At 40.4% G+C, this 23,628-nt stretch carries 28 protein-coding genes and 1 tRNA gene; 23 read left to right on the top strand and 6 right to left on the bottom strand.

From position 1 onward, the window contains the following. The first annotated feature begins 33 nt into the window (after positions 1–33). Positions 34–2,082, top strand: a complete 2,049-nt coding sequence (locus tag POW22_RS06770; protein ID WP_272831878.1) for an HD family phosphohydrolase — start codon at positions 34–36, stop codon at positions 2,080–2,082. 3 nt (positions 2,083–2,085) lie between these two features. Here the strand turns inward: POW22_RS06770 and POW22_RS06765 are convergent, their stop codons facing one another. From POW22_RS06765 to POW22_RS06755, 3 genes are read right to left on the bottom strand one after another with little or no spacing between them, the layout of a single operon-like run. Next, a complete protein-coding gene (locus tag POW22_RS06765; protein WP_272831877.1) occupies positions 2,086–2,502 on the bottom strand; it encodes a DUF2452 domain-containing protein in 417 nt (138 codons plus the stop codon). Between the two features lie 33 nt (positions 2,503–2,535). Then, on the bottom strand, positions 2,536–3,222 hold the full coding sequence (gene folE / locus POW22_RS06760; RefSeq protein ID WP_272831876.1) for a GTP cyclohydrolase I FolE: 687 nt from the start codon (positions 3,220–3,222) through the stop codon (positions 2,536–2,538). After that, on the bottom strand, positions 3,203–3,661 hold the full coding sequence (locus tag POW22_RS06755; RefSeq protein WP_272831875.1) for a 6-pyruvoyl trahydropterin synthase family protein: 459 nt from the start codon (positions 3,659–3,661) through the stop codon (positions 3,203–3,205). Before POW22_RS06755 ends, folE begins: the two co-directional genes overlap by 20 nt. A gap of 153 nt (positions 3,662–3,814) precedes the next feature. Between POW22_RS06755 and POW22_RS06750 the strand changes: the two genes are divergently transcribed. Continuing rightward, positions 3,815–4,231 carry a CBS domain-containing protein gene (locus tag POW22_RS06750; protein ID WP_272831874.1) on the top strand — a complete coding sequence of 139 codons (417 nt, stop codon included), beginning with the start codon at positions 3,815–3,817 and terminating at the stop codon, positions 4,229–4,231. An 859-nt stretch (positions 4,232–5,090) separates the two neighbouring features. Here POW22_RS06750 and POW22_RS06745 read toward each other — a convergent pair. Then, positions 5,091–5,164: transfer RNA gene (locus tag POW22_RS06745), tRNA-Arg, on the bottom strand. Between the two features lie 179 nt (positions 5,165–5,343). Here POW22_RS06745 and POW22_RS06740 point away from each other — a divergent pair. The 3 genes from POW22_RS06740 (at position 5,344) to POW22_RS06730 (ending at position 8,021) form a co-directional block, all read left to right on the top strand. After that, positions 5,344–5,793, top strand: coding sequence for a hypothetical protein (locus POW22_RS06740; protein ID WP_272831873.1), 450 nt, complete (start codon positions 5,344–5,346; stop codon positions 5,791–5,793). A 68-nt stretch (positions 5,794–5,861) separates the two neighbouring features. Continuing rightward, positions 5,862–6,611, top strand: a complete 750-nt coding sequence (locus POW22_RS06735) for a DUF5995 family protein (RefSeq protein WP_272831872.1) — start codon at positions 5,862–5,864, stop codon at positions 6,609–6,611. Positions 6,612–6,668: 57 nt separating this feature from the next. Then, positions 6,669–8,021, top strand: a complete 1,353-nt coding sequence (locus tag POW22_RS06730; protein WP_272831871.1) for a TrkH family potassium uptake protein — start codon at positions 6,669–6,671, stop codon at positions 8,019–8,021. On the opposite strand, the gene POW22_RS06725 is transcribed toward POW22_RS06730, so the two are convergent. Continuing rightward, complete coding sequence (locus POW22_RS06725) at positions 7,984–8,622, bottom strand: DUF2306 domain-containing protein (protein ID WP_272831870.1); 639 nt, start codon at positions 8,620–8,622, stop codon at positions 7,984–7,986. The two genes, POW22_RS06730 and POW22_RS06725, sit on opposite strands and share 38 nt — an antisense overlap. A gap of 218 nt (positions 8,623–8,840) precedes the next feature. Here POW22_RS06725 and POW22_RS06720 point away from each other — a divergent pair, with 218 nt between their 5' ends. Beyond that, positions 8,841–10,748: a S9 family peptidase gene (locus POW22_RS06720; RefSeq protein ID WP_272831869.1), complete on the top strand. Its 1,908-nt coding sequence runs from the start codon at positions 8,841–8,843 to the stop codon at positions 10,746–10,748. A 59-nt stretch (positions 10,749–10,807) separates the two neighbouring features. On the opposite strand, the gene POW22_RS06715 is transcribed toward POW22_RS06720, so the two are convergent. Then, on the bottom strand, positions 10,808–11,935 hold the full coding sequence (locus POW22_RS06715; RefSeq protein ID WP_272831868.1) for an MBL fold metallo-hydrolase: 1,128 nt from the start codon (positions 11,933–11,935) through the stop codon (positions 10,808–10,810). Between the two features lie 790 nt (positions 11,936–12,725). Between POW22_RS06715 and POW22_RS06710 the strand changes: the two genes are divergently transcribed. From POW22_RS06710 to POW22_RS06630, 17 genes are all read left to right on the top strand, one after another. Beyond that, positions 12,726–13,316 (top strand): hypothetical protein, encoded by a 591-nt coding sequence (locus tag POW22_RS06710; RefSeq protein ID WP_272831867.1) that lies wholly within the window; start codon positions 12,726–12,728, stop codon positions 13,314–13,316. A 19-nt stretch (positions 13,317–13,335) separates the two neighbouring features. Beyond that, the gene (locus tag POW22_RS06705) at positions 13,336–13,977 is read left to right on the top strand and encodes a DMP19 family protein (RefSeq protein WP_272831866.1); all 642 of its coding nucleotides are present in this window, start codon (positions 13,336–13,338) and stop codon (positions 13,975–13,977) included. A 45-nt stretch (positions 13,978–14,022) separates the two neighbouring features. Next, positions 14,023–14,454 carry a contact-dependent growth inhibition system immunity protein gene (locus POW22_RS06700; RefSeq protein ID WP_272831865.1) on the top strand — a complete coding sequence of 144 codons (432 nt, stop codon included), beginning with the start codon at positions 14,023–14,025 and terminating at the stop codon, positions 14,452–14,454. 51 nt (positions 14,455–14,505) lie between these two features. After that, positions 14,506–14,811 carry a hypothetical protein gene (locus tag POW22_RS06695; RefSeq protein WP_272831864.1) on the top strand — a complete coding sequence of 102 codons (306 nt, stop codon included), beginning with the start codon at positions 14,506–14,508 and terminating at the stop codon, positions 14,809–14,811. A 20-nt stretch (positions 14,812–14,831) separates the two neighbouring features. Continuing rightward, positions 14,832–15,362, top strand: a complete 531-nt coding sequence (locus tag POW22_RS06690) for a hypothetical protein (protein ID WP_272831863.1) — start codon at positions 14,832–14,834, stop codon at positions 15,360–15,362. Between the two features lie 204 nt (positions 15,363–15,566). Then, positions 15,567–16,316, top strand: coding sequence for a DUF6090 family protein (locus POW22_RS06685; protein ID WP_272831862.1), 750 nt, complete (start codon positions 15,567–15,569; stop codon positions 16,314–16,316). Positions 16,317–16,339: 23 nt separating this feature from the next. Further along, entirely contained in the window at positions 16,340–16,858 is a 519-nt protein-coding gene (locus tag POW22_RS06680) for a RidA family protein (RefSeq protein WP_272831861.1), read from the top strand. 43 nt (positions 16,859–16,901) lie between these two features. Beyond that, entirely contained in the window at positions 16,902–17,339 is a 438-nt protein-coding gene (locus POW22_RS06675; protein ID WP_272831860.1) for a cupin domain-containing protein, read from the top strand. Positions 17,340–17,428: 89 nt separating this feature from the next. Then, positions 17,429–18,070 carry a hypothetical protein gene (locus POW22_RS06670; protein ID WP_272831859.1) on the top strand — a complete coding sequence of 214 codons (642 nt, stop codon included), beginning with the start codon at positions 17,429–17,431 and terminating at the stop codon, positions 18,068–18,070. Positions 18,071–18,073: 3 nt separating this feature from the next. Beyond that, on the top strand, positions 18,074–18,715 hold the full coding sequence (locus tag POW22_RS06665; protein ID WP_272831858.1) for a hypothetical protein: 642 nt from the start codon (positions 18,074–18,076) through the stop codon (positions 18,713–18,715). 116 nt (positions 18,716–18,831) lie between these two features. After that, positions 18,832–19,152, top strand: coding sequence for a hypothetical protein (locus tag POW22_RS06660; protein WP_272831857.1), 321 nt, complete (start codon positions 18,832–18,834; stop codon positions 19,150–19,152). Between the two features lie 67 nt (positions 19,153–19,219). After that, positions 19,220–19,825 carry a HEAT repeat domain-containing protein gene (locus tag POW22_RS06655; RefSeq protein ID WP_272831856.1) on the top strand — a complete coding sequence of 202 codons (606 nt, stop codon included), beginning with the start codon at positions 19,220–19,222 and terminating at the stop codon, positions 19,823–19,825. 85 nt (positions 19,826–19,910) lie between these two features. Next, on the top strand, positions 19,911–20,432 hold the full coding sequence (locus tag POW22_RS06650; RefSeq protein ID WP_272831855.1) for a hypothetical protein: 522 nt from the start codon (positions 19,911–19,913) through the stop codon (positions 20,430–20,432). A 150-nt stretch (positions 20,433–20,582) separates the two neighbouring features. Further along, the gene (locus POW22_RS06645) at positions 20,583–21,767 is read left to right on the top strand and encodes a tyrosine-type recombinase/integrase (RefSeq protein WP_272831854.1); all 1,185 of its coding nucleotides are present in this window, start codon (positions 20,583–20,585) and stop codon (positions 21,765–21,767) included. A gap of 46 nt (positions 21,768–21,813) precedes the next feature. Beyond that, positions 21,814–22,143, top strand: a complete 330-nt coding sequence (locus POW22_RS06640) for a hypothetical protein (protein ID WP_272831853.1) — start codon at positions 21,814–21,816, stop codon at positions 22,141–22,143. Between the two features lie 227 nt (positions 22,144–22,370). After that, positions 22,371–22,832 (top strand): hypothetical protein, encoded by a 462-nt coding sequence (locus tag POW22_RS06635; protein WP_272831852.1) that lies wholly within the window; start codon positions 22,371–22,373, stop codon positions 22,830–22,832. A gap of 150 nt (positions 22,833–22,982) precedes the next feature. Then, positions 22,983–23,399, top strand: a complete 417-nt coding sequence (locus POW22_RS06630; RefSeq protein WP_272831851.1) for a hypothetical protein — start codon at positions 22,983–22,985, stop codon at positions 23,397–23,399. The last annotated feature ends 229 nt before the right edge of the window (positions 23,400–23,628 follow it).

Raw genomic sequence — 23,628 nt, 5'->3', positions numbered from 1 at the left:
CCAATTATATCGGTATCTTTGGGTGAATTCAAGATGGCAAAATTCAATTTTAACTTTTACCGAAATCAATCCCTGCTCTACAAGGCGGTGCTCTTTGTGGCTTCTACGGTATTGATCATTTACCTCTTTCCCAAAGGGGGTAAGTTCAAGTATGATTATCAGAAAGGTCAGGTTTGGCAAGATGAGAATCTGTATGCGCCTTTTGACTTCGCCATCAAGAAAAATGCAGAAGCCATTGCTCTTGAACAAGAGGAGATCAGAAACAATATCACGCCTTATTTTGATCGGGATGTGAGCGTTGCTCCGCGCGTTAGTCGAAATTTTGAAAGTCGATTGACGGCGAGTTATATAGACTCCACCAGCACCTATCCTTTGTCGGTTTTAACAACTTACGGAAGTTCATTAATCGATCAGATATACAATCCAGGGGTCTTGTCACAGACCATGCCTTATCCCGATGATAAAATGGTCTTTCTCCGTGAAGGTACACAGGGTTCTCGCATAGCTTTTGGACGCTTGATGATGCTGGATCAGCTCAACAGTTACCTCAATGAAGAAATAACCTCTAGCGTATACGCCGCCGATGCAGGCCAACTCTTAAATGCCTTATCAGGCATCTTTGAGGCCAATATCAGTTATAACAAACGCTTTACAGAAACCACCCTAGAAGAGGCTTTGGCCGGGATTTCTCCCACCAAAGGAATTGTTGAGGCAGACCGGCGTATCATTGCGAGAGGAGAGGTGGTAGAAGGCGAGAAGTATCAGATTCTGGAATCGCTCCGGATGGAGTACGAGAGCCAGGTTTGGACCAAGTCCAACTACAATTGGATCGTTTTTGGATACGCATTACTGGTTTCCTTAGCGCTTATGATGCTCTTGCTCTTTTTACGAAAGTACCGCCAAGAGATCTTTGCCAACAATACCAAAGTCACCTTTATCTTCTTCAATGTAGTGTTGATGGTACTGCTTACCACTTTGGTGGTTAAATACGACCCTAAGTATGTATACGTAGTACCGCTTTGTGTGTTGCCGCTAATCCTCAAGGCCTTTTTTGATCCGCGGTTGGGCTTGTTTGTGCATGTGCTTACCGTGCTGCTTTTAGGATTTATTGTTCCGAACAGCTTTGAGTATATGTTCCTGCAGATCATTGCCGGGATTGTGACCATACTTACGGTCTCGGAACTTTACAAACGCGCAAACCTCTTTATATCTGTGGGGCAGATCACCATCATTTATATGTTGGGTTATTTGGCCTTTAATATTATTCATGAGGGTGGGATCACTAGTTTAGACGAGCTGACCTTTGGTTATTTCATTCTGGCAGGTCTGGCCACTTTGTTGTCGTATCCACTGATCTACTTTTATGAGAAGATTTTCGGATTGGTTTCTGATGTTTCTCTCTTAGAGCTGAGCGATACCAATTCCAAATTGCTTAAAGAGCTTTCTAATAAAGCGCCCGGAACGTTTCATCATTCATTAAATGTAGCCAATCTGGCAGAAGCTGCAGCCAATGAGATCGGGGCCAACGCCATGTTGATTCGTGTGGGAGCGCTCTATCACGATATTGGCAAGATGGCCAACCCTACTTACTTTACAGAGAACCAGGCAACCGCTGTCAACTCTCACGATGATCTGGCGCCAGAAGAAAGTGCGCGCATCATTATTGACCATGTGATCAAAGGCATTGAGATCGCGAAAAAGAACAATCTGCCAGATCGGGTGATCGATTTTATAAGAACCCACCACGGCACCAGTTTGGTTTATTATTTTTACCGCAAAGCTCAGGAGCAGAAAGGCGATGAAATGGATGACGCCCCTTTTAGATATCCCGGACCAATCCCTTTCAGCAAGGAAACCGCAATTCTTATGATGGCTGATAGCGTAGAGGCCGCGAGTAAAAGTCTAAAGGAGCCGACTTACACCAAGATCGAGGCGTTTGTGGAGAATATTGTCAGTAAGCAAATGGAGCAAGGGCAGTTCTTAAATGCGAACATCACCTTTAAGGAGATTCAAACGGTAAAAAAGGTTTTGAAAAAGAAACTCTCTAATATCTACCACCTAAGAGTAGAATATCCAGAATAGCGTTTATTCAGAAGCTGCCTGAGCTACTTCTTCCCACATTTTATCAGCATTGATGCGGTAGCTGCCTACATAATCAAAGTTACATTCCGTAGGTCCTATAATGGATAAGAAGGGCTGTAGGTGCTTATCTCGGTATAGGTGATAGGTTTGCCCTAACTGAGGCGTAAAATTAAACTTAGCGTTGTAAACAAGCTGATTGCGCTCGTACTGCTCTGTAAGTTCTTGGTATTGTCTGTGTATGTCTTCAAACTTAGCTTGAAAACGCTCATTGACGGTTTTGACGCTGCTGAGTTTCCACCCGGAGTTATCGGCAGCAGTAATGGCTGGAGCTCCCACGTTGGTGGCATATGGTTTAAGAGCAGCGTCGTAACGCTGCTCTTCTTCATTATATACTACGTTGTCCGGTTTCTTCGCTTCCATAAGGTAAAGGTAGCAAAATCGGGTTTTAAGTGCTTATAGTCCCTGAATGTAATTCTGCAATTCGGCGATGCGCTCAGGACTGTTAAATGCTCCGCCGTAATAAGAAGTCACGGTAGAGGAAGTATCGTCCTTAACACCGCGTGAAGACACGCAAAGGTGTTTAGCATCTATGATCACCGCTACATCCTTAGTATCCAAAGCAGTGACCAATTCTCTTGCGATCTGATTGGTCAAACGCTCTTGTACCTGTGGACGTTTGGCGTAATACTGTACAATTCGATTCAGCTTAGAAAGACCAATGACCTTTCCAGAAGAGATGTATGCTACATGCGCTTTCCCCACAATAGGAACAAAGTGGTGCTCACAGTTGGAGTAGAAGCTGATGTTCTTTTCCACCAACATCTGATTGTACTGGTATTTATTATCGAATAGCGCAACGCGCGGTTTATTCTTAGGGTTGAGTCCGCTGAAGATCTCTTCGATATACATTTTAGCAACACGATCTGGTGTGCCTTTAAGTGAATCGTCTGTAAGGTCCAGACCCATCACATCCATGATCTGACCAAATAGACCAGCAATTTGCTCTTTTTTTTCTTCATCAGAAAGCGCAAAAGCATCCTCGCGCATAGGGGTTTCTATTCCTGTATACAGGTGATCGTCACCAATTTCTTCGGTAGAGAAGCCATTAAGTTTATGACCATTAATAAGGGTATTCAACATAATTTCTCGGTGTTTCGTAAAGGGTGATTTTTAATTCAGTATCTAAAGGCAGTTGAACTTTTAGCAACTCGTAAATCACACGTGCAATGTTTTCTGCAGTAGGGTTGAGGTTGCTGAATTCTGAGACTTCCAGGTTGAGATTTTTGTGATCGAACCGCTCCAAAATTTGCTCTTTGATGAGGTCTGATAGTACTTTAGCGTCCATCACATATCCAGTCTCTGGGTCGCAGTATCCAATGACTTTTACTTCTAATTCATAATTGTGACCGTGGTAGTGCGGATTATTACACTTGCCAAATATCGCTTGATTCTTGGCTTCACTCCAATTAGGATTATGCAAACGGTGTGCCGCATTGAAGTGCTCGCGTCTAATAATCGCAGTTTTAAGTGCCGTAGGTCGTTCTAAGAGGGCTGAGCTGCCTAGCATTGTAGTTTTCATCAGCATTATTTTTAGTAAAGATAGTTTTTTGTTTAACTAAAAATGTTAAAGATTAAACAAAATTTATCTATAAAGCTATCAGAGATGATAATGGTCATAGAAATACTAAGGCTTCATGACTAGCTTTGAGGTATAACCTTAGCAATTATGACTATGAAGAAAAGAGAGCCTGTATCCAAGATCATGACACCAAATATCAAAACTGTCAATCACAGCAATACCTTGTATGATGTTAAGTCGTTGATCGAGGAAGAAAATTTCCGCCACGTGCCTGTAGTTAGTGGTAATAAGGTAGTCGGGATGCTATCTAAGACCGATCTACAGAAGATCAGCTTTGTCAATACCATGGATGGCGAAAGCCTCACCACAGCAATGTATGATGCTTTGACCATTGAACAAGTGATGACGCGGAATGTTGAGACGGTCCAAAAGACGGATACCATTCAAGAAGTGGCCCAGCGGTTGGCCAAAAATCAATTTCACGCCTTACCCGTTATGGACGGTGAGCATTTGACAGGAATTGTAACCACTACGGACCTTATCGACTATCTGATCGAGCAGTACAACTAAGCCGTTGCCACTAGTTGATCAGATGAAAAGACCCGCTTACTGGGGGTAGGCGGGTCTGTTCATTGGTTTATTTGGGCGCCTCCTTCTTCGCTGAAGCTTCGAAGGACCGCGCTTTCCGCTGTATCTTTTGGCTGTCATTGCCTTCCGCCAAAAGGATGCCGCTGCAATCGCTGGCGTTCGGGGAGAATCGTTACGGTCATCGAGTGATTTGCGTAGCAAATTTTATCGAGATGACATTGAGGATTACTTCGCTACGTTCTGCTATCACTAACGGATTACTCGGCTTCGCCTCGTGATCCTTTACCATCCCACCAGAAAATGCAAACCGTTTACGGTCATCGAGTGATTTGCGCAGCAAATTGTATCGAGATGACATTGAGGATTACTTCGCCACGCTCTGTTATCACTAACGTATTACTCGGCTTCGCCTCGTGATCCTTTACCATCACACCAGAAAATGCAAACCGTTTACGGTCATCGAGTGATTTGCGCAGCAAATTGTATCGAGATGACATTGAGGATTACTTCGCTTCGCTCAATGATGCCTTTCTAAAGCTGACTGCAAATACAAAACCACACGGCTGCGCCGCTTTGTTTTCCATTTATTCGCAAACACAAGCAAGCTTGGTTTGCTCTTAAATATAAATCCACACTCGAAGTATGTGGTTTTGTGCTCGATAGATTTAGGGCAGGATTACTCGGCTTCGCCTTGTGATCCTTTACCATCCCACCAGAAAATGCAAACCTATGCAAGCTTCGCTCGCATGGTTTTCTCTTTGCACCCACTTACAAGTGCAAGCACTTGACGTTACTGCAAAAAGAAAACCCTTGCATTTTCTGCAAGGGTTTGCGCTTTAAGTGATCGCGACAGGATTCGAACCTGTGACCGTCTGCTTAGAAGGCAGATGCTCTATCCAGCTGAGCTACGCGACCGGATAACTAGGGCGCAAATATACAATTTACGAATATTTTACCGCATATGCTTTATGGAAATTTTGAAAAGGATGCTGGCTATTTTTTAGAGACCTAAAGCACCTTTACAAATTCGGCAAGTCAAAAAAAATTCGTAACTTAAAAATGTTAACCGCTTCATTATCAACTAATACGACATTATGAAAAAACTAACTATCCTTTTTGCCACAGCCTTGTGCGGCCTAGTTTTTATGTCTACGCGCACTAACAATGACACAGATCTTGAAAAATCATTACGCGGAGTTTGGGAACTAAAGCACCAAACCATGTATGAAAATGATCTGGTCACAGATACTATTTACAACCTGAACGGATATAGGCAAGTGAAGATCTACAGTAAAGGCCACATCATGTGGACCCGCTTTGACGCAACAGATTCCAACGACTGGTTTGGTTACGGAACCTATGAGGTCAAAGACGGTATGCTCATCGAATATATTGAATACGGTTCTAAAGAAATGATGAAGGCCTTGGATACCATTCGCGAGTTTAGTTTTCGTTTAGATATGGATAATGATACCTACAGCCAGATCGCCTATGACGATCAAGGAAATCTGACCTTCGCTGAAAATTATGTAAAGATCGAGTAAGGGATTCTGCTCCAGGCCTAGTATCTTCGTAAAGCTCCCCCTAACTAATAACCAAAACCTGTTTGTTTATGGGTGCTACCACCATTGATGCTGTTATAGATGATTTGCAAAACATAGTCGATACAGCTATAGCACAAGAAGATGCCCTCGGATATTTCGCAGCCCTTTACCTTAAAGTGACCCAGCGGGTCAAAGAAAAGATCGATGCCGGTTTTTTTGATGACAACCCGAGAATGGAGCGCTTGGACGTGGTCTTTGCCAATCGGTATATCGATGCTTATCAGCAATATAAAAGTGGTGAAAAGCCAACTAAGTCCTGGCAGGTAGCCTTTGATGCAACTGTAGACAATAAAATCATTGTCTTACAACATCTGTTGGCAGGCATGAATGCGCATATCAATTTGGACTTAGGCATCGCCGCAGCCCAGATCACAGATCCGGCAAGTATTGCCAGTCTGGAGAATGATTTCAACAAGATCAATGAGGTGCTGGGAGAACTGCTCACGGAAGTGCAGGACAGTTTGGCGCGAATTTGGCCAACGCTTCTCTGGATTCTGCGTAAAACCAAGAACGTAGATGATTTCTTGGTAAACTTCAGCATGTCTATAGCGCGTGAAGGTGCCTGGAAGTATTCGAATGAAATGGTAGTGCTTCAAGGAGCGGCTTGGGATCAGGAAATAGTGACTCGCGATTTGAAGATCGAAAAACTAGGCCGCAGCCTAATTAGACCAGGAAGGGTAGAGCGCTTTATATTTTGGATCATCAGGATCAGCGAGCACGGATCTGTAGCGCAAAAAATCAAAGATCTGTTAGACTAGAATCACGAACCGCAAGGAAAAGCGTATTTTTGAAAGACGGTAACAAGCTGCCGATCTATGGCAAAACAATCTTTATTCCAAAGGCTTTCTAAGGCATATCAACGCTTTCAGATCAGCAAATCCCCTCAAATGAATCTGGTTTGGGGCTTCTTTTTATACACCCTTATCGGCTTTGGTCTGTTGGCCTTGCCCATCTTTCACAAAACAGATGTATCTATTTTAGACAGCCTGTTCATAGCCACATCTGCAGTGTCTACTACCGGACTGGTGACCGTCAGCATTTTTGACGCGTACAACTTTTTTGGGCAGTTCATAATTCTATTGCTCATTCAAGTAGGAGGTATTGGCTATATGACCTTGACCACATATTTCCTGTTGTTCACCACCAAGCGCATCACCCATTGGCATAAAAAAGTCATTGGTGCAGAATTTACCCTGCCCAAAACCATTAAGATCAGTGACTTCATCAAAAGTGTGATTCTCTTTACACTCTTTATGGAGATCATTGGAGCCATTTGCTTTTACATCGCCTTTAAACAAGACGGCATGCAGACCTTACAAGCCATTTGGTTTGGTGTTTTTCATAGTGTCTCTGCCTTTTGTACTGCAGGATTTGCCCTGTTCAATGATAGTTTTGTCGGCTTTAGTGATAACGGATTTGTCAATACCATCATCTCTGTATTGGCCATAGCGGGTTCTTTAGGTTTTATTGTGATCACTGATCTGTGGTATCGCATAACCAAACGTTCCGAAAAACTTTCCTTTACTACCAAGATCGTAGTTTGCGGCTTTGTTATACTATTGTTGATAGGAACCGTATTGATCTACTTTACAGATCCGCTTATTGCCGCGTCTGATTCGCCTTTGATGTTGGCCTTTTTTCAATCCATGACGGCCATGACCACCGTTGGTTTCAACACCTTAGATACTGGAGCCTTGTGGAATCCAATACTGCTATTTGTGGTGTTTTTGATGTATATCGGCGCCTCTCCCTCGGGAACTGCTGGAGGTTTAAAGATCACGACCCTTACGGCCATGCTAGCGATCTTAAAAAGTCGATTGGTTGGCCAGTCTAGGATCAGCTTTATGAAAAGAACCATTCCTTTTGAGCGTTTGTACGTGGCTACATCGACCTTCATCTTATATACCAGCGTGATCTTTCTTTTTTCCTTTCTGCTGAGTTTTACGGAGACTTTTGAATTTCAGGACATCCTTTTTGAAGTAGCTTCTTCCTTAGGAACGGTAGGACTGAGCACGGGAATAACCGCGGACTTATCCACAGTTGGAAAGGTCTTGGTCATTTTGCTCATGTTTATAGGACGTGTTGGTGTGTTAACCTTTGGATTCGCGCTATTGGAGCGTAAATCAATTACTACAGAGGAGATCCTTGAAGACGACCTAGCCGTTTGATTCGCCACTCAATAAAGATAATATTGGGCACCCAGCACAGAAAGGACAGGTAGGAGTAATATTCATCAAAAGGAATTCCCAACGCCGCTCCCAATCCTAAGTAAATTCTAAAGGTCACAAAGGCAAAACAAAAGGCGTAGCTGCGCATCATCCAGCGTTTGTGCTTATTGATCTCTTTCTTTCTAATACTCGTATAAGCGACCACAGTGGTAAAGATCCAACCAATCGCCAGGCAAATAAAACCTGCCTTAGAATACCAAGCTCCGGTGGCGTAAAACCCGGCGACAAAACCCGCTAGGCCGCTTGGGATAACCGTAAGCACGTAGATCTTGCCTAGGGTTCTGTGAAGCTTTAAATAAGAGCGTTGCCAAGACTCAAAGAATTGCGTACTTCCGGCAATTATCGCTACTGCACCCAAAAGAACGTGCACCATGAACATGGGTACATACCAAGAGGTTTGTAGTAAGGCTTCCGGTTTGGTGGTAAAGAGCCCTTGAGCTCCTTTGGCAAAAGCAAATATGAAAGGATACAAGCCTGTGGAAATGGCCAAAAGGGCCATGATCACAAGGCCAAAACGCAAAGATCGGGATTGGGTGGTCATTGTTTAGGTAGTTGAAGGATGAAGTTAATAAAATTTCAAATCAACTTAGATGGAGCTGCTTTAAGGCATCAGCTATCAAAAAATCAGAAGCTAATTCTCAAATATTCAGGGGCTTTAATTAACTTTAAGGAGCCTTGGGAATATTTCCTTGATTCATTTTGAGGTAATTGTCAACTGCCTGAGGCCATCAACTACTATCAATCAGAACAATTAAAAACATGAAAACCAATTATTTTGGATTACTGCTGTTAATCCTAGTATGCTCCTGTAAACAAGAACCAGAAATAGCCCAACGCGAAGTTGGCGCTTATACCATAGAGCAGTTTATGGACAATGAAGCTGTAGGCGGCGGAAGCTTCTCCGCAGACAACAGCAAACTGCTGGTATCTAGTAATCGCACGGGTATTTACAATGTGTATACAGTGCCTGCAACGGGTGGGGAAATGACTGCGATAACCCAGTCAGACAGTACTTCATATTTTGCGAATTCCTTCTTTCCACAAGACGATAGAATGCTGCTGAGTGCTGACGGTAACGGTGATGAGATCGACCACCTCTACGTGCGTGAATTGGACGGAACCATTAAGGACATCACTCCAGATGAGGGCGCTAAAGCTGATTTTTACGGCTGGTCAGAAGATGATCAATACCTGTATTACGGTTCCAATAAAAGAGATCCTCGTTTCTTTGACGTGTACAAAATGTCCATAGCAGATTACAGCTCGGAGCTTTTGTATCAGAACAATGACGGTATGGACTTTACCGGCATGTCTGGTGATGAGAATTACTTTGCGCTGTCTAAAACGGTCAACACCAATGACAGCGATCTATTCTTGTATGAGGCTTCTACTGGGAACCTGACCAAGATCAACGGGATGCTCAGCGGAAATTCTGCACAGGATTTTTCCAAAGACAACAGTACCTTTTACTACACCACAGATCACGGCTCTGAATTCTCATATTTGATGGCTTATGATCTGGAAACCCAAGAAAAGACCAAGGTAGTAGAGAAGTCTTGGGATATTTTGGGAAGTGGCCTAACAGCTCAAGGCAGCTATATGGTAGTCTATGTCAATGAAGATGGGAAGAACGCCATTGAAGTGATAGACACTGAGACCAATTCGCCCATTACACTTCCGGATTTCGAGGGCAAGAGCATTACGAGCGTAAGTTTTAGTGATGACGAATCTTGGATGCGCATGTATGTGGGAGGATCCAACTCACCATCAGATCTTTATACCTACAATCTAGAATCTAAAGAACAAAACAGGATCACCAACGTATTGAATCCAGAGATCAATCCAGAAGATCTGGTAACGGCCAAAGTGGTGCGTTATAAATCCTTTGATGGCATTAAGATTCCCGCGATCTATTACCTGCCGCATCAAGCATCCGCAGAGAACAAAGTACCCGCAATGGTATGGGTACACGGAGGTCCAGGAGGGCAGACACGACAGAACTTCAGTTCCTTGATCCAATTCATGGTCAATAACGGCTATGCGGTATTGGCGGTAAACAATCGCGGTAGCAGCGGTTACGGAAAGACCTTCTACCAAATGGATGACCTGAATCACGGGGAGAAAGACCTGCAGGACTGCGTGGAAGGCAAGAATTGGTTGGCAACTCAACCCGAGATAGATGGGGAGAACATCGGGATCATTGGTGGTTCTTATGGCGGTTATATGACCATGGCAGCCTTGACTTATACGCCAGAAGAGTTTGACGTAGGAGTGAATCTTTTTGGCGTGACCAACTGGATGCGTACCCTAAAGAGTATTCCGCCTTATTGGGAATCTTTTAGAGATGCGCTTTACAAAGAATTGGGTGATCCGTATTCCGCAGATTCTGTGCGTCTCAAGCGTATTTCTCCACTTTTCCATACCGACAAAGTGACCAAGCCACTGATTGTTTTGCAAGGGGCTCAGGATCCTCGTGTATTACAGGTGGAGTCTGATGAGATCGTGGAAGGTGTGCGTGAAAACGGCGTTCCGGTTGAATATGTACTTTTTGAAGATGAAGGCCATGGCTTTATCAAAAAAGAGAATCAGATCAAAGCCTATAGCAGCATTATTGATTTCTTGGATTTCCACCTGAAAGGGGAGGGACTCAACGAGATTAAAGACTAAATTTAATTAGCGACCCTCAAGACGGTCATGGTCAGTATTGCACTGCCCTTGACCGTTTTTTATTGCCACCAAATGTCCTGTGGTGGATTTTCTGTATTGAATATGGACCCGATCTTGGCCGTTACCACAAACTGCTCGCGTTTTTCAGCACTAGTTTTAAACCGTTCAATAGGTTCTTTCCAATTGTGAAGCGAGAGATCGAACTTCCCCCAATGGATGGGAAACAACATCTTGGCCTGCAGATCAATTCCTGCTTGTACAGACTGCTCCGGGAACATATGAATCTCTGCCCAACCGCTGTTGTAGGCGCCGTTTTCAACAAAGGCAATATCAAAAGGCCCGTATTTTGCACCGATCTTCGCAAAATCCTCTGTATAGCCAGAATCGCCTGTTAAATAGATATTTTGACTGCTTCCTTTAACGATCCAGCTGCCCCAAAGGGTAGCTGCTCTGTTAAAGATTCCGCGTCCGGAAAAATGACGTGAAGGTGTGAAGGTAAATTTGATCCCTTTAAAAAGCTGCTCTTGATACCAGTCAAATTCCTGAACTTTCTCAGCAGCAACGCCCCATTTGAGCAAATGCGCTTTGATCCCAAGAGGCACCAAATACTGTTTAACCATAGGGTCCATTTCTTTTATGGCTTTCATGTCTAGATGGTCATAATGATCGTGTGAGATCAGCACCACATCAATTTCAGGGAGTTCTGCGATCGTTGGACGCTCTCCCAAAAGGAAAGGCTTGCCTGCAAAAAAGACCGGAGAAGCACGGTAAAAAACAGGATCAATAATGATGTGGGTATCATCTACATTCATCAGAATAGTAGAATGCCCAAACCAAGCAAAACTACCGGGAGTGAATTGGGTTTTATCAAACTGTAAACTCGGCAGCGGCTGCTGTGGATTCTTGCCTTTAGGAGGCGCCAAGGAACCTAGCATACTGGTCTGCGTATCGGGCCATGCCAAACTGTCTTCGGTAGAAGTCATGACCTGTGTAGCTTCTTTGTTGAGAAACTTCTTGCCGTTGTATTGAGCCTCAACGGCCAGTTTAGCCATTAGGCTGCGGTCTGGATTGGCCCCAAATACCGGATCTATTTGAGTGTATAGCAAGACGAGCAGGACAAGTCCAACCAGGATTCCGAGGGTCCATAAAAGCATACGCAGCAGTTTTTTTAATATTTTTTTGATCATGGTTTTAGTTTTAACCAGCTGGTGCAAAGATCATAAAGATTCTTAAGGCACACTTAAACCCAGCGCATAAAAAAAGGGAAACAACTTCTGCTGTTTCCCTTTTTAGTCTGGGTCTTTTACTAATTCCATTATTCTAGGTAATAAATTTCATAGTTGTTCAAAAACCTGGAGCCTCGATTTCTATAGGCTTCAATGATGAATCTTCTCGACTCCAGTAGGTGTTTGTTTACTAACTTTTTCATTTGGATAACTGTTTGATGTGATGCGCTGTCTTTATCGCGTTTAGCGACTGTAGTTCCTATAATTGGACCATTGTACTCCTTTGCTGCTGAGTCCATTTTCAAAATAGCGGCCTGTTCTTTTAGAGGTGATTGAATTTTTCATGTTTGCTCGTTTTTTGATTTTGATGAATTTTTGATTGATGTTTTGGTGCTTTCTAGCGGCTGTGGTTGCGGTAAGCTGACCATTGTACGCCTTTGCTGCTGATTCCTGATTCGAAATAGCGTCCTGTTCTTTTTGTGGTGATTGATGAGTTCATAACTGCTCGTTTTAAATAATTGATTTGAATTGATGTACACCTTATAGACGGCACATTTTTGAGAATGTTACGGTACTATGTATAAAAAGGTACTGTTTTATGTAAAATTTAACATTTGGCTGCATTTAGGAAGAGCAGGGGATGCAATTCGAGTAGAATTGTTTACAAACACTGGCTGTGGTATTTAAGAACATTAAAGGTTTGTGCTATCTTTAAAGTCTCCCCTTAAACTTTAATTACACCATACATTATATGCGCATTTTTATCGTTTTGCTCCTTTTGACTGTTTCAACCACAACTGCATTAGGGCAATTTGGAGAACCCTACAGAAGAGCCAAAGTGGTTTTAAAATCTGGGGAGCAGCTCAACGGAGAAGGTAAATTCAAAAACAAGGGTTATAAGTTTAAGGAAAATGAAATGGCTAAGCCCGAGACCATTCCTTATGCACACATTGACTATTTGAGCATCACAGATAATAACCTAGAAAAAAGGGTCTATCGGTTTTATCAATTTAACGGTCGCAAGAAATACGTAAAACTAGAACTGGTCATTCCAGGAGATAAACTGGAACTCTATGTGGATCAGTACAATGTGAACTCTACTACGTCTGGTGGATTTTCCATTGGACAAACCGTCACCAAATTCTACCTAAAAAAACCGGAGGACCCCAAACCGATCTATATGGGGCCCTATGATCCTATAGTCAACCAACTCAAAGAGCGGGTACTGGAATACTTTCAGGATTGTCCTTCCTTAATTGAAAAGGTAGAGAACAAAGACTTTAGAATGCGTGATGGTCTTTATCAAATTGTGGAATATTACAATGAGAATTGTGGGGGATAGGTTAATTCAAAACTAATTTTTGAGATTTAGAATTATGACAATTTCATTTTTAAGACTTGAGTCTCCATTCGAATCTACAAACCATCTTCCGCAGTTATCAAAAGGATGGTTGGATGAACTTGAGCTTAAGTGGGCAACCAATCCTTGGAGTCAATATGACAATCTGCATTATGAGATCTGTACCAAAATCTGTAATGATGTTTACAGCAGTTATAAATATTGGGAACAAGGTAAGACTCATTCAGAATTCTTAGGTGAATTGACCCGGGCCCAAAGAGCGTATTTTGTCTTAATAAACTTTACATCTCAAGTAAATAATGGTGGCGTGTATCAGTTTTTATCCAATTTACCAGAGTTATCTATTATTGCTTTAGAAGCTATGCAAGAAGTTGAGATGGGGCAACTCGTAAAGGATTATGAAGATGTTTTAATTGAGTTTTTTGGTAAGTTCGATTCTTTCGAACAGTTAAACGCTAGGTTTGAAAATGAAAACCTCAGCTGGGAGGAACGCTGGGAAGCGTTTGAATCTGGTTATGAGGAATTGCCAGCAGCCGAGAAGATAGAAGACTATTTTTATGAAGAGCACTATGTCATGAATTTTCAATCGAAGCTGATACACTACGTTAAACTAAATGCTATATACTTGTTTAGGAATAACTAGAGGTTATTTTAAACAGCGCTCATACTGCTCGCAATAGAGGTATTAATGAAACTTGAGAATAATTGGCGATCCAAGTCGCTTGAAAACCTTGAAAAGGACCATTGGGGCCCCGTTCCCAAAGATGAGAGTCGTTTGGTTACTCGGTGCCATCAATTGCGTAAAATACCTTTAGATCAGTTTGAAACAGAGGATTTACGGCTAATGATCGGCCAAAGCATCGGGCTCAAGTTTTTGGTGCCGATAGCCCTTGAGGTCTTGGAGCAAAATATTTTAGCAGAAGGCGATTTGTATGAGGGAGACCTATTAAGCGCAACCCTGACCAGTGATAGAAACTACTGGGAATCTCAAAAAGAGTCTTGGGATAAACTCTGCGCAATAATTAAAGAGAATCAGGAGGTTTTGAACAATGAAGCTGCGCAGTACAGTACCGGTAAAAAAATTCTGGCTGCCTTTGATGAATTTGAACAAATTCATTGAATAAAGCCTCTCTATTTCGTTTGTAATGATAAAGCAAAGAACTATTAAGATTTGAACAAAAAAGAAGGTTTTCCAGCAGATATCATTGAAAAGATTGACTCAGATTTTGAAACTGAGGCTCAATGCGAGGAGATACTCAAAAGTCTTGTAGAGCTGACTGATGAGCTAGAAATCCCTTTTGGAAGAATTCCCAGATGCGTTTTGTATGTTGCCAATGGCAATACTGAGGCCTTTAATCGAATGCTTACACTAGCCCGAACAGATTGGCGAGATGCCATCATGCAAGCTGAATACGATAGCGAGAAAGGGCGAATCTTTGATTTTGAAAAGACCTTTCCAGAGAACGGAATTCATTAAATCCAGTGGAACAATAAAACATGAGAATTACCCTAACGCTTTTAACGCTGTGTCTGTTTTTGTTTTCCTGCAGAGAAAATTCAGAATCAAAATTGAATTCAGGCGATGCCAGCTTTGAGCCCGCAGACGGGCAGGGACTATCAAAGCTCCCGGATTCTCTGCGGCTTATGAACAATATGCTCCTCATAGAAGACTTCAATGCAGATGATATAACCGATTTTGCTGCTGTGGTTCAAAACAAATACAATGAGCAAATAGGGGTTGTAATCATGCACAGCTCTTCAAATAGTGAAACTTTTGTTTTTGGAGCTGGCAAAGAAGTTTCTGGAATGACCAATTTGCACTGGGTTGAAGTTTTTGATTTGCTTCCCAAAGGAAAACTTGTAGCCCCTACGCTCGTTGATAAGCAAACCGGAGACATCATAGGACCAGACAAAAGCAAGGAATTTAAACTCATTGCTGCAGGGATCTCTATGAGCGTTGAAGAAGGCCACGGCGGCGGAATCCTGTTTTGGGATGGTAGCGGGTACCGGTGGTATCATGTGGAGTGATAGCCACTTAATACACGGCTTTTTCTATTGAGTAGTTTTGAGGTTTATGTTATATTTATAATCTCCCCACTATAAATAATAATGCTAGTCTTTGATATTAACGGTTCTGATCCGCGGTGTTAGAATGGTTGCTGCAAGGCTTGTCATATAATTACCAATCATTAATTCATGCTGAAATTCTTTCGCAAAATACGCTTCAACCAGATGAGCGAAAATAAAACAGGTAAGTACCTCAAATACGCAATCGGTGAGATCGTTTTAGTAGTCATTGGAATTTTAATTGCACTGCAGATCAATAACTGGAAGGAGCAGCGTAAAGAAAACAGTGATGAACAAGCTATTTTAAAAAGACTTGAGAATGAATTTGTTTCCAACAGAAAACAACTTCTTGATAAAATTGAATTTAGAGACAATTTGATTGGTAGTTGCAAACGCTTATTGGAGTATTATGACAGTCCGGATAGAGCAGTGCGCGACAGTATTTTTGTGTATTTAACTTCAATCCAACCGCCGACTTTTGACCCTATTCAAAACGATTTGGTGAGTTCTGGAAACATTGAGATCTTAAAAGATGAGGACCTAAAAGAAATGCTTATAAACTGGAGCACCGACGTGGTTCAGCTTCGGGAAGTAGAAAGAATATTTTTGAGATTTTGTGAGCAAGATTTTTACCCTTACGCCAATGAAATCGACATTCAACGCGAGCTGGCCTATTACTATTACAAGGAAATACCTAAGAATCTTTTAGACCCACGGCAAGTCAAAAACCTCATACCAGGAAAATCAAAGCTCATCACAAGAACTACCAATGAACTTTTGACAGACACAAAATTAGAGGGTATGATCGCTTGGTCGTTGACCTTGAATATGTTTAACAACCAGGAATCTCAAACCTTATTGATACGCATAGACAGTATTCTGGAAGGGATAAGAGGGCAAATTAAAGAAGACTAAATAAGTACATAACGAATTGAATTATGAAAAACCTAAATAAACAAATCTTTTTGATCGCACTGCTTGCTGCCATTACCTTTGGATTACAGAGTTGTGAACAAGGCCAAAAACTAGAAACCAAAGAAGTTGAGAAGGAACTCATCACTGAAGCTGAAAAGCCAGAGTATTTTCTTTTGCGACCAGAAGTGGAAAAGGCTTACGGTTATTCGCACGCTGTGAAAATTGGCAATACCATCAAAATCTCTGGTGCCGTAAGTATGGATGACCAAGGGAATCCAACTGCGGTTGGCGATATAGAACAGCAAATCAAGAACTGTTATGCCGATCTCGAAAAGATATTGAAACACTTTGATTGCACTTTTGACGATGTGGTAAAGGAAGATATTTTCACCACAGACATGGCCCAAATGCTGGAGAAATCAGCCTACAGAGCTGAAGTATACAAGAACGGATTTCCTACCGGCACTTGGCTAGAGGTCAAGGGATTGGCCTTACCCGAATTTATGGTGGAGATTGAGTTGGAGGTGCATAAGGTGGAGTAGGGTATCAGTTTTAAGTACTGGTGGACGAAAGAGAATTTAATTTATGAATAAGAAACCAAAAATAGCTTCTATAGATAGTATGTCTGAAACTCTTATGAGTGGAGCACGGAATGTGATTTTTAATTCTGAACATACTGATGGTGACATTTATCTTGTTCAAGGAATAATGCCAGAAGGAAGTGAAGTTCCGGTACATATACATGAATTGGAAGATGAAATATTTCACGTACTCGAAGGAACAGTAGAACTCATTTTGGGAAATGAAACTATAGAAGGTAATGTGGGTGATATAATCTATTTACCTCGTGGTATAAAACACGGAATTAAAACAAAAGGAACTGAAACAGCTAAAGTTTTAAACTATGTAATTCCTGGGAAGAATTTTGAAAATTTCTTCAATGAAATGAGCGAGAAAAAAATTGGGGTCGAGTCGGATGAAGGAAATAGAATTGCTAAAAAGTATGGAATAAAATTCTTGTAACAAATCATAGCGCAGTACCTCATATTTTGTTGAGATTAAAGTCCAATGGACTTAATTACGAAAGAGCGTTGTGCATCATTTGAGAAAATATGGGTTGGAAAATCTACACCACATTCATAAAAACCAAAGAAAAAGTCGAAATCAATAATGCATTTGTAAGATCATTAGGATTTTTAAACTTCGACTTAACTGAAAAAACTGAATTTATCTTTGGACCTAAACTAGGTGAACTCTTTATTGGTGTTTACAAAGACTATTTAATGATTGCGCATTCAACTTTAAGTTTTGAATTTGAACAAGAATCTAAAACTAAAACGGAATCTAAAATACTATCGGTTTTTCCGGATGCTGAAATCATAAATCTGCATATTGGACATATACTATCTTTTTGTGTCTTTGAGAATGGAAGAAAAGTAAGGCGTAAATCAGTTGGTGACGAAATCTTCGAAAATACCGGAGAACTCATAGAGGAGGAATTGTATTGGAAAAATCAACAATTAATAAACAAGGAAGAACTGGATGAAATCACCAAACAAGAATATCAAATTGAACTGGAGAATAGGTTGACGTATGAAACTTGTTTTGAACTAACCAAAAGAGTTTTTGGAAAAAGGTTCGATGAATTAGATACTGAGGAATATAACCATCATGGATTTAAGTTCGTTAATAAACTGATGGAAATTGAGAAGATACTTGGGGAAAAGTATAAAATCAAACAGTTCGAAGAATAAAAAATGAAGTGCCTAACAATAATTTTCGTCTTGATATTATGCTCTTGTTCAAACGGACAAAAGAAAACCGATATTGACGGACTTACAATAGACCCAAACATAAAAAGTCAAGTTGAAAAACATATAGTTGAAGAACATGAATTTGAAATATTTGGCGACTTAATGCAAGTCTATGGGAACAGTCTATATGTGGAAAGTTATGAAAATGACAGTCTTGTAATTTCAAGCACAGACTTTTCAAAAAAACTTCCCTTTAAATCATTCTACTTGTGGGATAAAGATACGCTTGGAATCAATGGAGCATATGGACTTTTTGGCGGAACTGGTTTTTATATCAAAATAGCTGACAAGAAGGCGGAACTATTTCATATGTTGAGTTCGGATGATTTTCCAACTTATGCCTACAAAGAAAATGACAGCTTGATAATGAGACTGGAAGTTCCTTGTTCTGACACAAAAATTGTGCTATCCGAAATTCCTGACTCGACCAAAAACCAGATTATTTATGGACTTGTGGAATTTAAGAGTGATAATTTCTATTCGGCATCAGGAGCTTTTCTTGAAGAAGAGGAACCTAAAAGAAAAAAGACAAGAAATAATATGAAAATCTACTTTAAAAGTGGATTGTTAAAAATGAACGAATAAAAAGCCAGCAGGTAACAATATTTGGCTGCAATTAAAAAGTGGATAATAGGACTGAAGAAATAAGAAGGCGATTTGAAGAGTCATGGAGTGAGACGGAAAGTTTCTATCGTGATTTAATGGAGAACTATGAAGGCTTCAGTTTTGTAGAACCAATACTTCAGTTGATTCAAAAAATGAAGGACTCGGGTGATTCACAAAACTTCCGAATTGGGACATCCATGCACACTCTAGTAATTTCTAGATCGGTAAAGCACGGACTTAGAAATGATCAAAAAGAGATTCGCATTGAAAGAATAAATGACTTGCAGGATGGATTTGAATATGAAGTCGTAATGCGTCAAGGAGGTGAACGATACCGAGAATATAGAGTTACCGATTTGAGTGATGAAAGAGTAATGAAATTGATCAAAACCTTAAAGGGAACTTTAATAGATTAAAAAATTACAGCCAACAGCACCTAAACTGCATTAAACGTAGTTTAGCCTAACCGTTAGCTACAATTTGATGACTGAGTATCAAACACTGAATTATGAACTTGAGGTTTTAGGACTTCCCAAAGGCGAGTTCATGGGAGAAGTTTTTGACCCTGTAACAACTTTGGTGAATTCTAAAACATCATCTAAACCTTATCTTTCTCTTTTATTGAAATATCTGGAGAAGACATCTGGATCTGAGAAAGAAATGATAATCCGAGCATTAAGTGAAAAAGGTAATACGAAAGCTGTGCCTTATTTAGTGAAAATGTTTGACGAGAGTGAAGGTGAAATCACAGGTTCTGAAGAACTGATTTTATATGCAGCGGGTAATGCTTTATATATTATAAATGACAAATCATCGTACACAGCAATTCTCGAAATCTGTAAACGAAAAAATTATGGAATTGCATTACAACCTCTTCTTGGAATATTAGCCCGGATAAAAACTGATGAGTCATTTGATATTCTTATTGAAAAGTTGACAGATGACAAACTTAGAGGGCATTCAATTGATGCTCTTGGAAAATTAGGAGATAAGCGCGCCATTCAAATATTGGAAGATCTCGAGGTAGTTAAAGGAAAGTATGAGTTTAAAGCAAAACAAACAGCGCTTAGAAAATTGTATAAACTGTAGCCAACAACACATATTCCACGAAGATTAAAGTCCAATGGACTTAATTACGAAAGAGCGTTGTGTTTCATTGTCCCAATACTTAATAATGAATAGGGAATTAATCGTTTTAGAAAATCGTTACAGAGCTAATCATAGAGTTGTTTTGATCAGTTTTGCTGTGATTTCATTCTTATTTGTAATTAATTCGATAAATGAGGCAGGCGATTTAACCGGCCCTTTGGTCACTGTCTTTTTTCTAATTCTCAGTGCATATCTAGCATGTTTGGCTTTTGCGAAAAAAGGTTTGTTGCGTAAAGGTGATAAATTGTATCGGACCCTTTCACTTGGCAGAGTTTTGCTGTTTAAAACATTTGTGCCATTTCAGAATCGCAAAGTAATTTCAGCTTTGAATTTGAGTAAACGCTATCGATTTTCTTTCGTCCCATCGGGTGGTGAATCAAGTGGAGAATCAGAAAATGTAAAAGAATTGTTTTTATTGAGTGATGATCACATGCAAAGGGATTCGATTATTTATTTAGATAAGGAAACTAATTGCGATTTGGCCGTGAGATTTTTAACTGAGAATTTTGATTTGCATTATGAAGATTTTAGACCGAGGTCGAAGTGATCTAACAATGCATGGCAACACAAATTATCAAGCCTTTCAACGTCCTTGACTTCAAGCTTGTGTCATACATTCATAAATCTGGACAAGCATTAATAGCCTTATGGACTGACATTCAGTAGTTTTTATGGAGTCTAATTAATAATTAGCTACATGAAAGTCACTCTAAAGCCTATAATACATCAAGGGCGGACTTGTATGGCGATTCAGTTTGTCTATGCCTACACGCTTAAACAGTACATCAAAGAATTCCCTGGAGTTTATTGGTCTAGTGAAAAGCGTTGTTTCTACCTCTTTTATTTGGAAACGCGAATCGAAGCGTTTAAGCAATACATGCTGACCGGCGGTTACACGGTTAGTGTTTATCAGATCAAGAATGTTGAGCGAAGATCTAAAAGTGTCAAAATAATTCAAAAAGGGCTCTCCATTGAAAAAACCGAAGTTCATCGTCAGTTTATTGACTTTTTAGGAGGACGCAGATATAGTAAGAATACCATTGCGGTATATGGTGGATTTATTTTGGACTTTTTACGTCATAGCGGAGATACAGATACTACAGAGCTCGGGGTGGAAGACGTGAGGGAATATCTGGAATGGACTGTAAAACACTTGAAGTATTCCATAAGCACCCACAGGCAAGCCGTTAGTGCACTCAAGCTCTTTGCTTACTTCTATCCGGAATGTTCCATAGATGGAGAAGAGATCCCCATGCCTAAAAAGGACAAAAAACTGCCTGTTGTTTTAAGCCCACAAGAGGTGATGACCCTTTTACAGGTCACAAAGAATTTAAAGCACCGCGCCGCGTTGGCCATGCTCTACGGTTCGGGCTTAAGGATTGGGGAGTTGTTGAATCTAAAGCTTTCTAATTTTGATTTTGACAGGAGACTGCTGCATGTGAGGAACTCCAAGGGTCGCAAGGATAGATATGCATCCATAGCAGAAAGCTGCATACCCTTATTGCAAAGCTACTATATGGCTTTTCAGCCTCAGGTTTATTTCATTGAAAACCCAAAGGGTGGACAGTACAACCCCAATAGTGTGCGTAGGTTTTTAAAAATAAGTTGTGAGCGCGCAGGGATCACAAAACGGGTAACACCGCATACCCTGCGCCATAGTTATGCTACGCATTTACTCGAGAACGGCACAGATATTCGCTACATACAAGAGTTACTTGGTCACAGCCGGCCAGAAACTACCATGGTCTATACCCATGTGCAGCGCAAGGATCTGCAGTCCATACGTTCACCTTTAGATCAAATGCTGATGGATGCAAAGAATACGCCTCCCGAAATCGCGCCTAAAAAAAATGTGTTAATATGGCCTGGTTTCGGTATATGATTAATAATTTAGAGGATATAACAAGTTGTAAGTCATTTATTAAATCATGAAATTCTTTAGAAGGGAGCGAAAGAAAGAAATTGATTTTTCAATTATTGAACTTGTTCGAGTAAATTCTCCCGATAGTAAAAAAGTATTGATTATTGTCGAGGAATATGTTGATGGCAATTATAAAAATACAAGCGGTTTGCTTGAATGGAATTCTCAAGGTGGTGGAGGTATTTTACATTATGTTAAAAAAGGGAGTAATATCTCCGCGAATTGGCTTGACAACAACTCATTATTAATTGAACATGACAGTGATATTGTCTTTGTCCAAAAGGAGAAAGAATCTTTCTTCCGTGGAGATTTAGTTAAAATAAGCTATCAACCATAAATAAACGTCTTACAACAACGCATAAATCCGCATGGCTAGTTTGCGGCATATCCAGAAACTAGTAACTTTAAGTAAAACAAAAAGAAACGTCTTAGTGTAGGCAAGGTGGCTCTCCCTGCTGATTAAAATGCGGGGTAGATGAAGTTGGGGAATCCAGCCGCGCGCCACATGCCGCCCGCGGTTTATGCGAAGACGTTGTAGCCAATGCTTCAAACCATATTAGGAAAATGAGCTTACGTTTAAAATTCAGAACCTCTTTTAGACAGTTTTATTTAAACGACAAGAATTCAAATGGAGATACAAGTTCAGATGATTTTTGGTCAGATGATGCATTTACAGATAAACTTGCTGTAGGCGAAGGCGTTTTAGGTATAGGAATTGAAAATGAAGAAGGTGATGTAGAATGTGAATTTGAAATTTTAGTTACTAAAAGTTTAATCGAGGATTTCAGTGACTTTGACCATGTGGTAGAAGCGAGTTTAAAGATCCATTCTGGATTTGTGCAAGTATTAGATTGTCCAAACTCTGAAATTGTAATGGAGACCGCAATTGAAAATGGCGATTACCGAGTACGTGTGTACTCAAAAAACTTAAATACAGCATACGAGAAAAACCCGAATGACACATATAAAATAGAAATGTGGAAAGAGGTATATTCGGAAAGGAAAGTTTTGAAAAGATTTGAGTAGCCAGCACAGGCTACAACAACGCATAATCGCCATCGCTCACAAGGCTAGGGTGATAGAGAAGAAAATTTAATTTAAAAAGATCAAACGTTACGTGTAGTGCGCGTCGGATGGTTCCCACGGCGTTTATACGGGGACGTTGGCATGCATTTGTTGAAAAGAGTAATATTCATAATAGCAATAATTGCTTTTACTTGTAAAGGCTTCGCACAACAAGTTGAGCTAGGCGGAAAGTGGGTTCAAATGTCTCAAACAAGAGAGATAGACGGATTTTTAACCACGATCAATGTTTCAGAATTAGAAACTGAGTTAGGATGCAGATCTTTTTTGATATTTAAATCAAACTATTTAACAGTTGGAAATTGCGATTATGAGGTCTTTGTCAATGAGAATTTTAAAGAAAAGTGGTTTCAAACAGAAACAAATTATTCCTTTACAGTAAAAGACTCTGTTATTAAGTTTGACGATAAACAGTTAGTTTTTCGCTTCATTACAAATAATAAATTAGAACTTGTATTCAATAATAATGGTTACATAGTCAAGGATGAATATTTGAGGATGAATGATTAATAACAACGCAAGCCAACAACGCATAAACCCCAAGCTCACCGTAGCAGGGTTTGAGTGCAGAAATTAAACTAAAAAAGATAACGGCTGATAGTATAGGCCAAGCAACTCGTTCGCACGGGGTTTATACGGGGACGTTGTAACGCATTACTAAATACACTTTGAAAAAACTATTCCTATTTATAGCATCTTTATTTTCTGTGAACGCAAGTTCACAAGCTCAATTTGATTT

This window comes from Gilvibacter sediminis, from assembly GCF_028561565.1.
Taxonomy (GTDB): Bacteria; Bacteroidota; Bacteroidia; order Flavobacteriales; family Flavobacteriaceae; genus Gilvibacter; species Gilvibacter sediminis.
The sequence above is the reverse complement of the archived record's forward strand: the minus strand, read 5'-3'. Positions and strand labels throughout refer to the sequence as shown.

What these genes read in the sequence shown, in the direction of transcription:
- POW22_RS06770 (WP_272831878.1), top strand. Translation starts at nt 34, where the DNA reads ATGGCAAAATTCAATTTTAACTTTTACCGAAATCAATCCCTGCTCTAC.
- POW22_RS06765 (WP_272831877.1), bottom strand. Translation starts at nt 2,502, where the DNA reads ATGGAAGCGAAGAAACCGGACAACGTAGTATATAATGAAGAAGAGCAG.
- folE (WP_272831876.1), bottom strand. Translation starts at nt 3,222, where the DNA reads ATGTTGAATACCCTTATTAATGGTCATAAACTTAATGGCTTCTCTACC.
- POW22_RS06755 (WP_272831875.1), bottom strand. Translation starts at nt 3,661, where the DNA reads ATGAAAACTACAATGCTAGGCAGCTCAGCCCTCTTAGAACGACCTACG.
- POW22_RS06750 (WP_272831874.1), top strand. Translation starts at nt 3,815, where the DNA reads ATGAAGAAAAGAGAGCCTGTATCCAAGATCATGACACCAAATATCAAA.
- POW22_RS06740 (WP_272831873.1), top strand. Translation starts at nt 5,344, where the DNA reads ATGAAAAAACTAACTATCCTTTTTGCCACAGCCTTGTGCGGCCTAGTT.
- POW22_RS06735 (WP_272831872.1), top strand. Translation starts at nt 5,862, where the DNA reads ATGGGTGCTACCACCATTGATGCTGTTATAGATGATTTGCAAAACATA.
- POW22_RS06730 (WP_272831871.1), top strand. Translation starts at nt 6,669, where the DNA reads ATGGCAAAACAATCTTTATTCCAAAGGCTTTCTAAGGCATATCAACGC.
- POW22_RS06725 (WP_272831870.1), bottom strand. Translation starts at nt 8,622, where the DNA reads ATGACCACCCAATCCCGATCTTTGCGTTTTGGCCTTGTGATCATGGCC.
- POW22_RS06720 (WP_272831869.1), top strand. Translation starts at nt 8,841, where the DNA reads ATGAAAACCAATTATTTTGGATTACTGCTGTTAATCCTAGTATGCTCC.
- POW22_RS06715 (WP_272831868.1), bottom strand. Translation starts at nt 11,935, where the DNA reads ATGATCAAAAAAATATTAAAAAAACTGCTGCGTATGCTTTTATGGACC.
- POW22_RS06710 (WP_272831867.1), top strand. Translation starts at nt 12,726, where the DNA reads ATGCGCATTTTTATCGTTTTGCTCCTTTTGACTGTTTCAACCACAACT.
- POW22_RS06700 (WP_272831865.1), top strand. Translation starts at nt 14,023, where the DNA reads ATGAAACTTGAGAATAATTGGCGATCCAAGTCGCTTGAAAACCTTGAA.
- POW22_RS06690 (WP_272831863.1), top strand. Translation starts at nt 14,832, where the DNA reads ATGAGAATTACCCTAACGCTTTTAACGCTGTGTCTGTTTTTGTTTTCC.
- POW22_RS06685 (WP_272831862.1), top strand. Translation starts at nt 15,567, where the DNA reads ATGAGCGAAAATAAAACAGGTAAGTACCTCAAATACGCAATCGGTGAG.
- POW22_RS06680 (WP_272831861.1), top strand. Translation starts at nt 16,340, where the DNA reads ATGAAAAACCTAAATAAACAAATCTTTTTGATCGCACTGCTTGCTGCC.
- POW22_RS06675 (WP_272831860.1), top strand. Translation starts at nt 16,902, where the DNA reads ATGAATAAGAAACCAAAAATAGCTTCTATAGATAGTATGTCTGAAACT.
- POW22_RS06670 (WP_272831859.1), top strand. Translation starts at nt 17,429, where the DNA reads ATGGGTTGGAAAATCTACACCACATTCATAAAAACCAAAGAAAAAGTC.
- POW22_RS06665 (WP_272831858.1), top strand. Translation starts at nt 18,074, where the DNA reads ATGAAGTGCCTAACAATAATTTTCGTCTTGATATTATGCTCTTGTTCA.
- POW22_RS06660 (WP_272831857.1), top strand. Translation starts at nt 18,832, where the DNA reads ATGGAGAACTATGAAGGCTTCAGTTTTGTAGAACCAATACTTCAGTTG.
- POW22_RS06655 (WP_272831856.1), top strand. Translation starts at nt 19,220, where the DNA reads ATGACTGAGTATCAAACACTGAATTATGAACTTGAGGTTTTAGGACTT.
- POW22_RS06650 (WP_272831855.1), top strand. Translation starts at nt 19,911, where the DNA reads ATGAATAGGGAATTAATCGTTTTAGAAAATCGTTACAGAGCTAATCAT.
- POW22_RS06645 (WP_272831854.1), top strand. Translation starts at nt 20,583, where the DNA reads ATGAAAGTCACTCTAAAGCCTATAATACATCAAGGGCGGACTTGTATG.
- POW22_RS06640 (WP_272831853.1), top strand. Translation starts at nt 21,814, where the DNA reads ATGAAATTCTTTAGAAGGGAGCGAAAGAAAGAAATTGATTTTTCAATT.
- POW22_RS06635 (WP_272831852.1), top strand. Translation starts at nt 22,371, where the DNA reads ATGAGCTTACGTTTAAAATTCAGAACCTCTTTTAGACAGTTTTATTTA.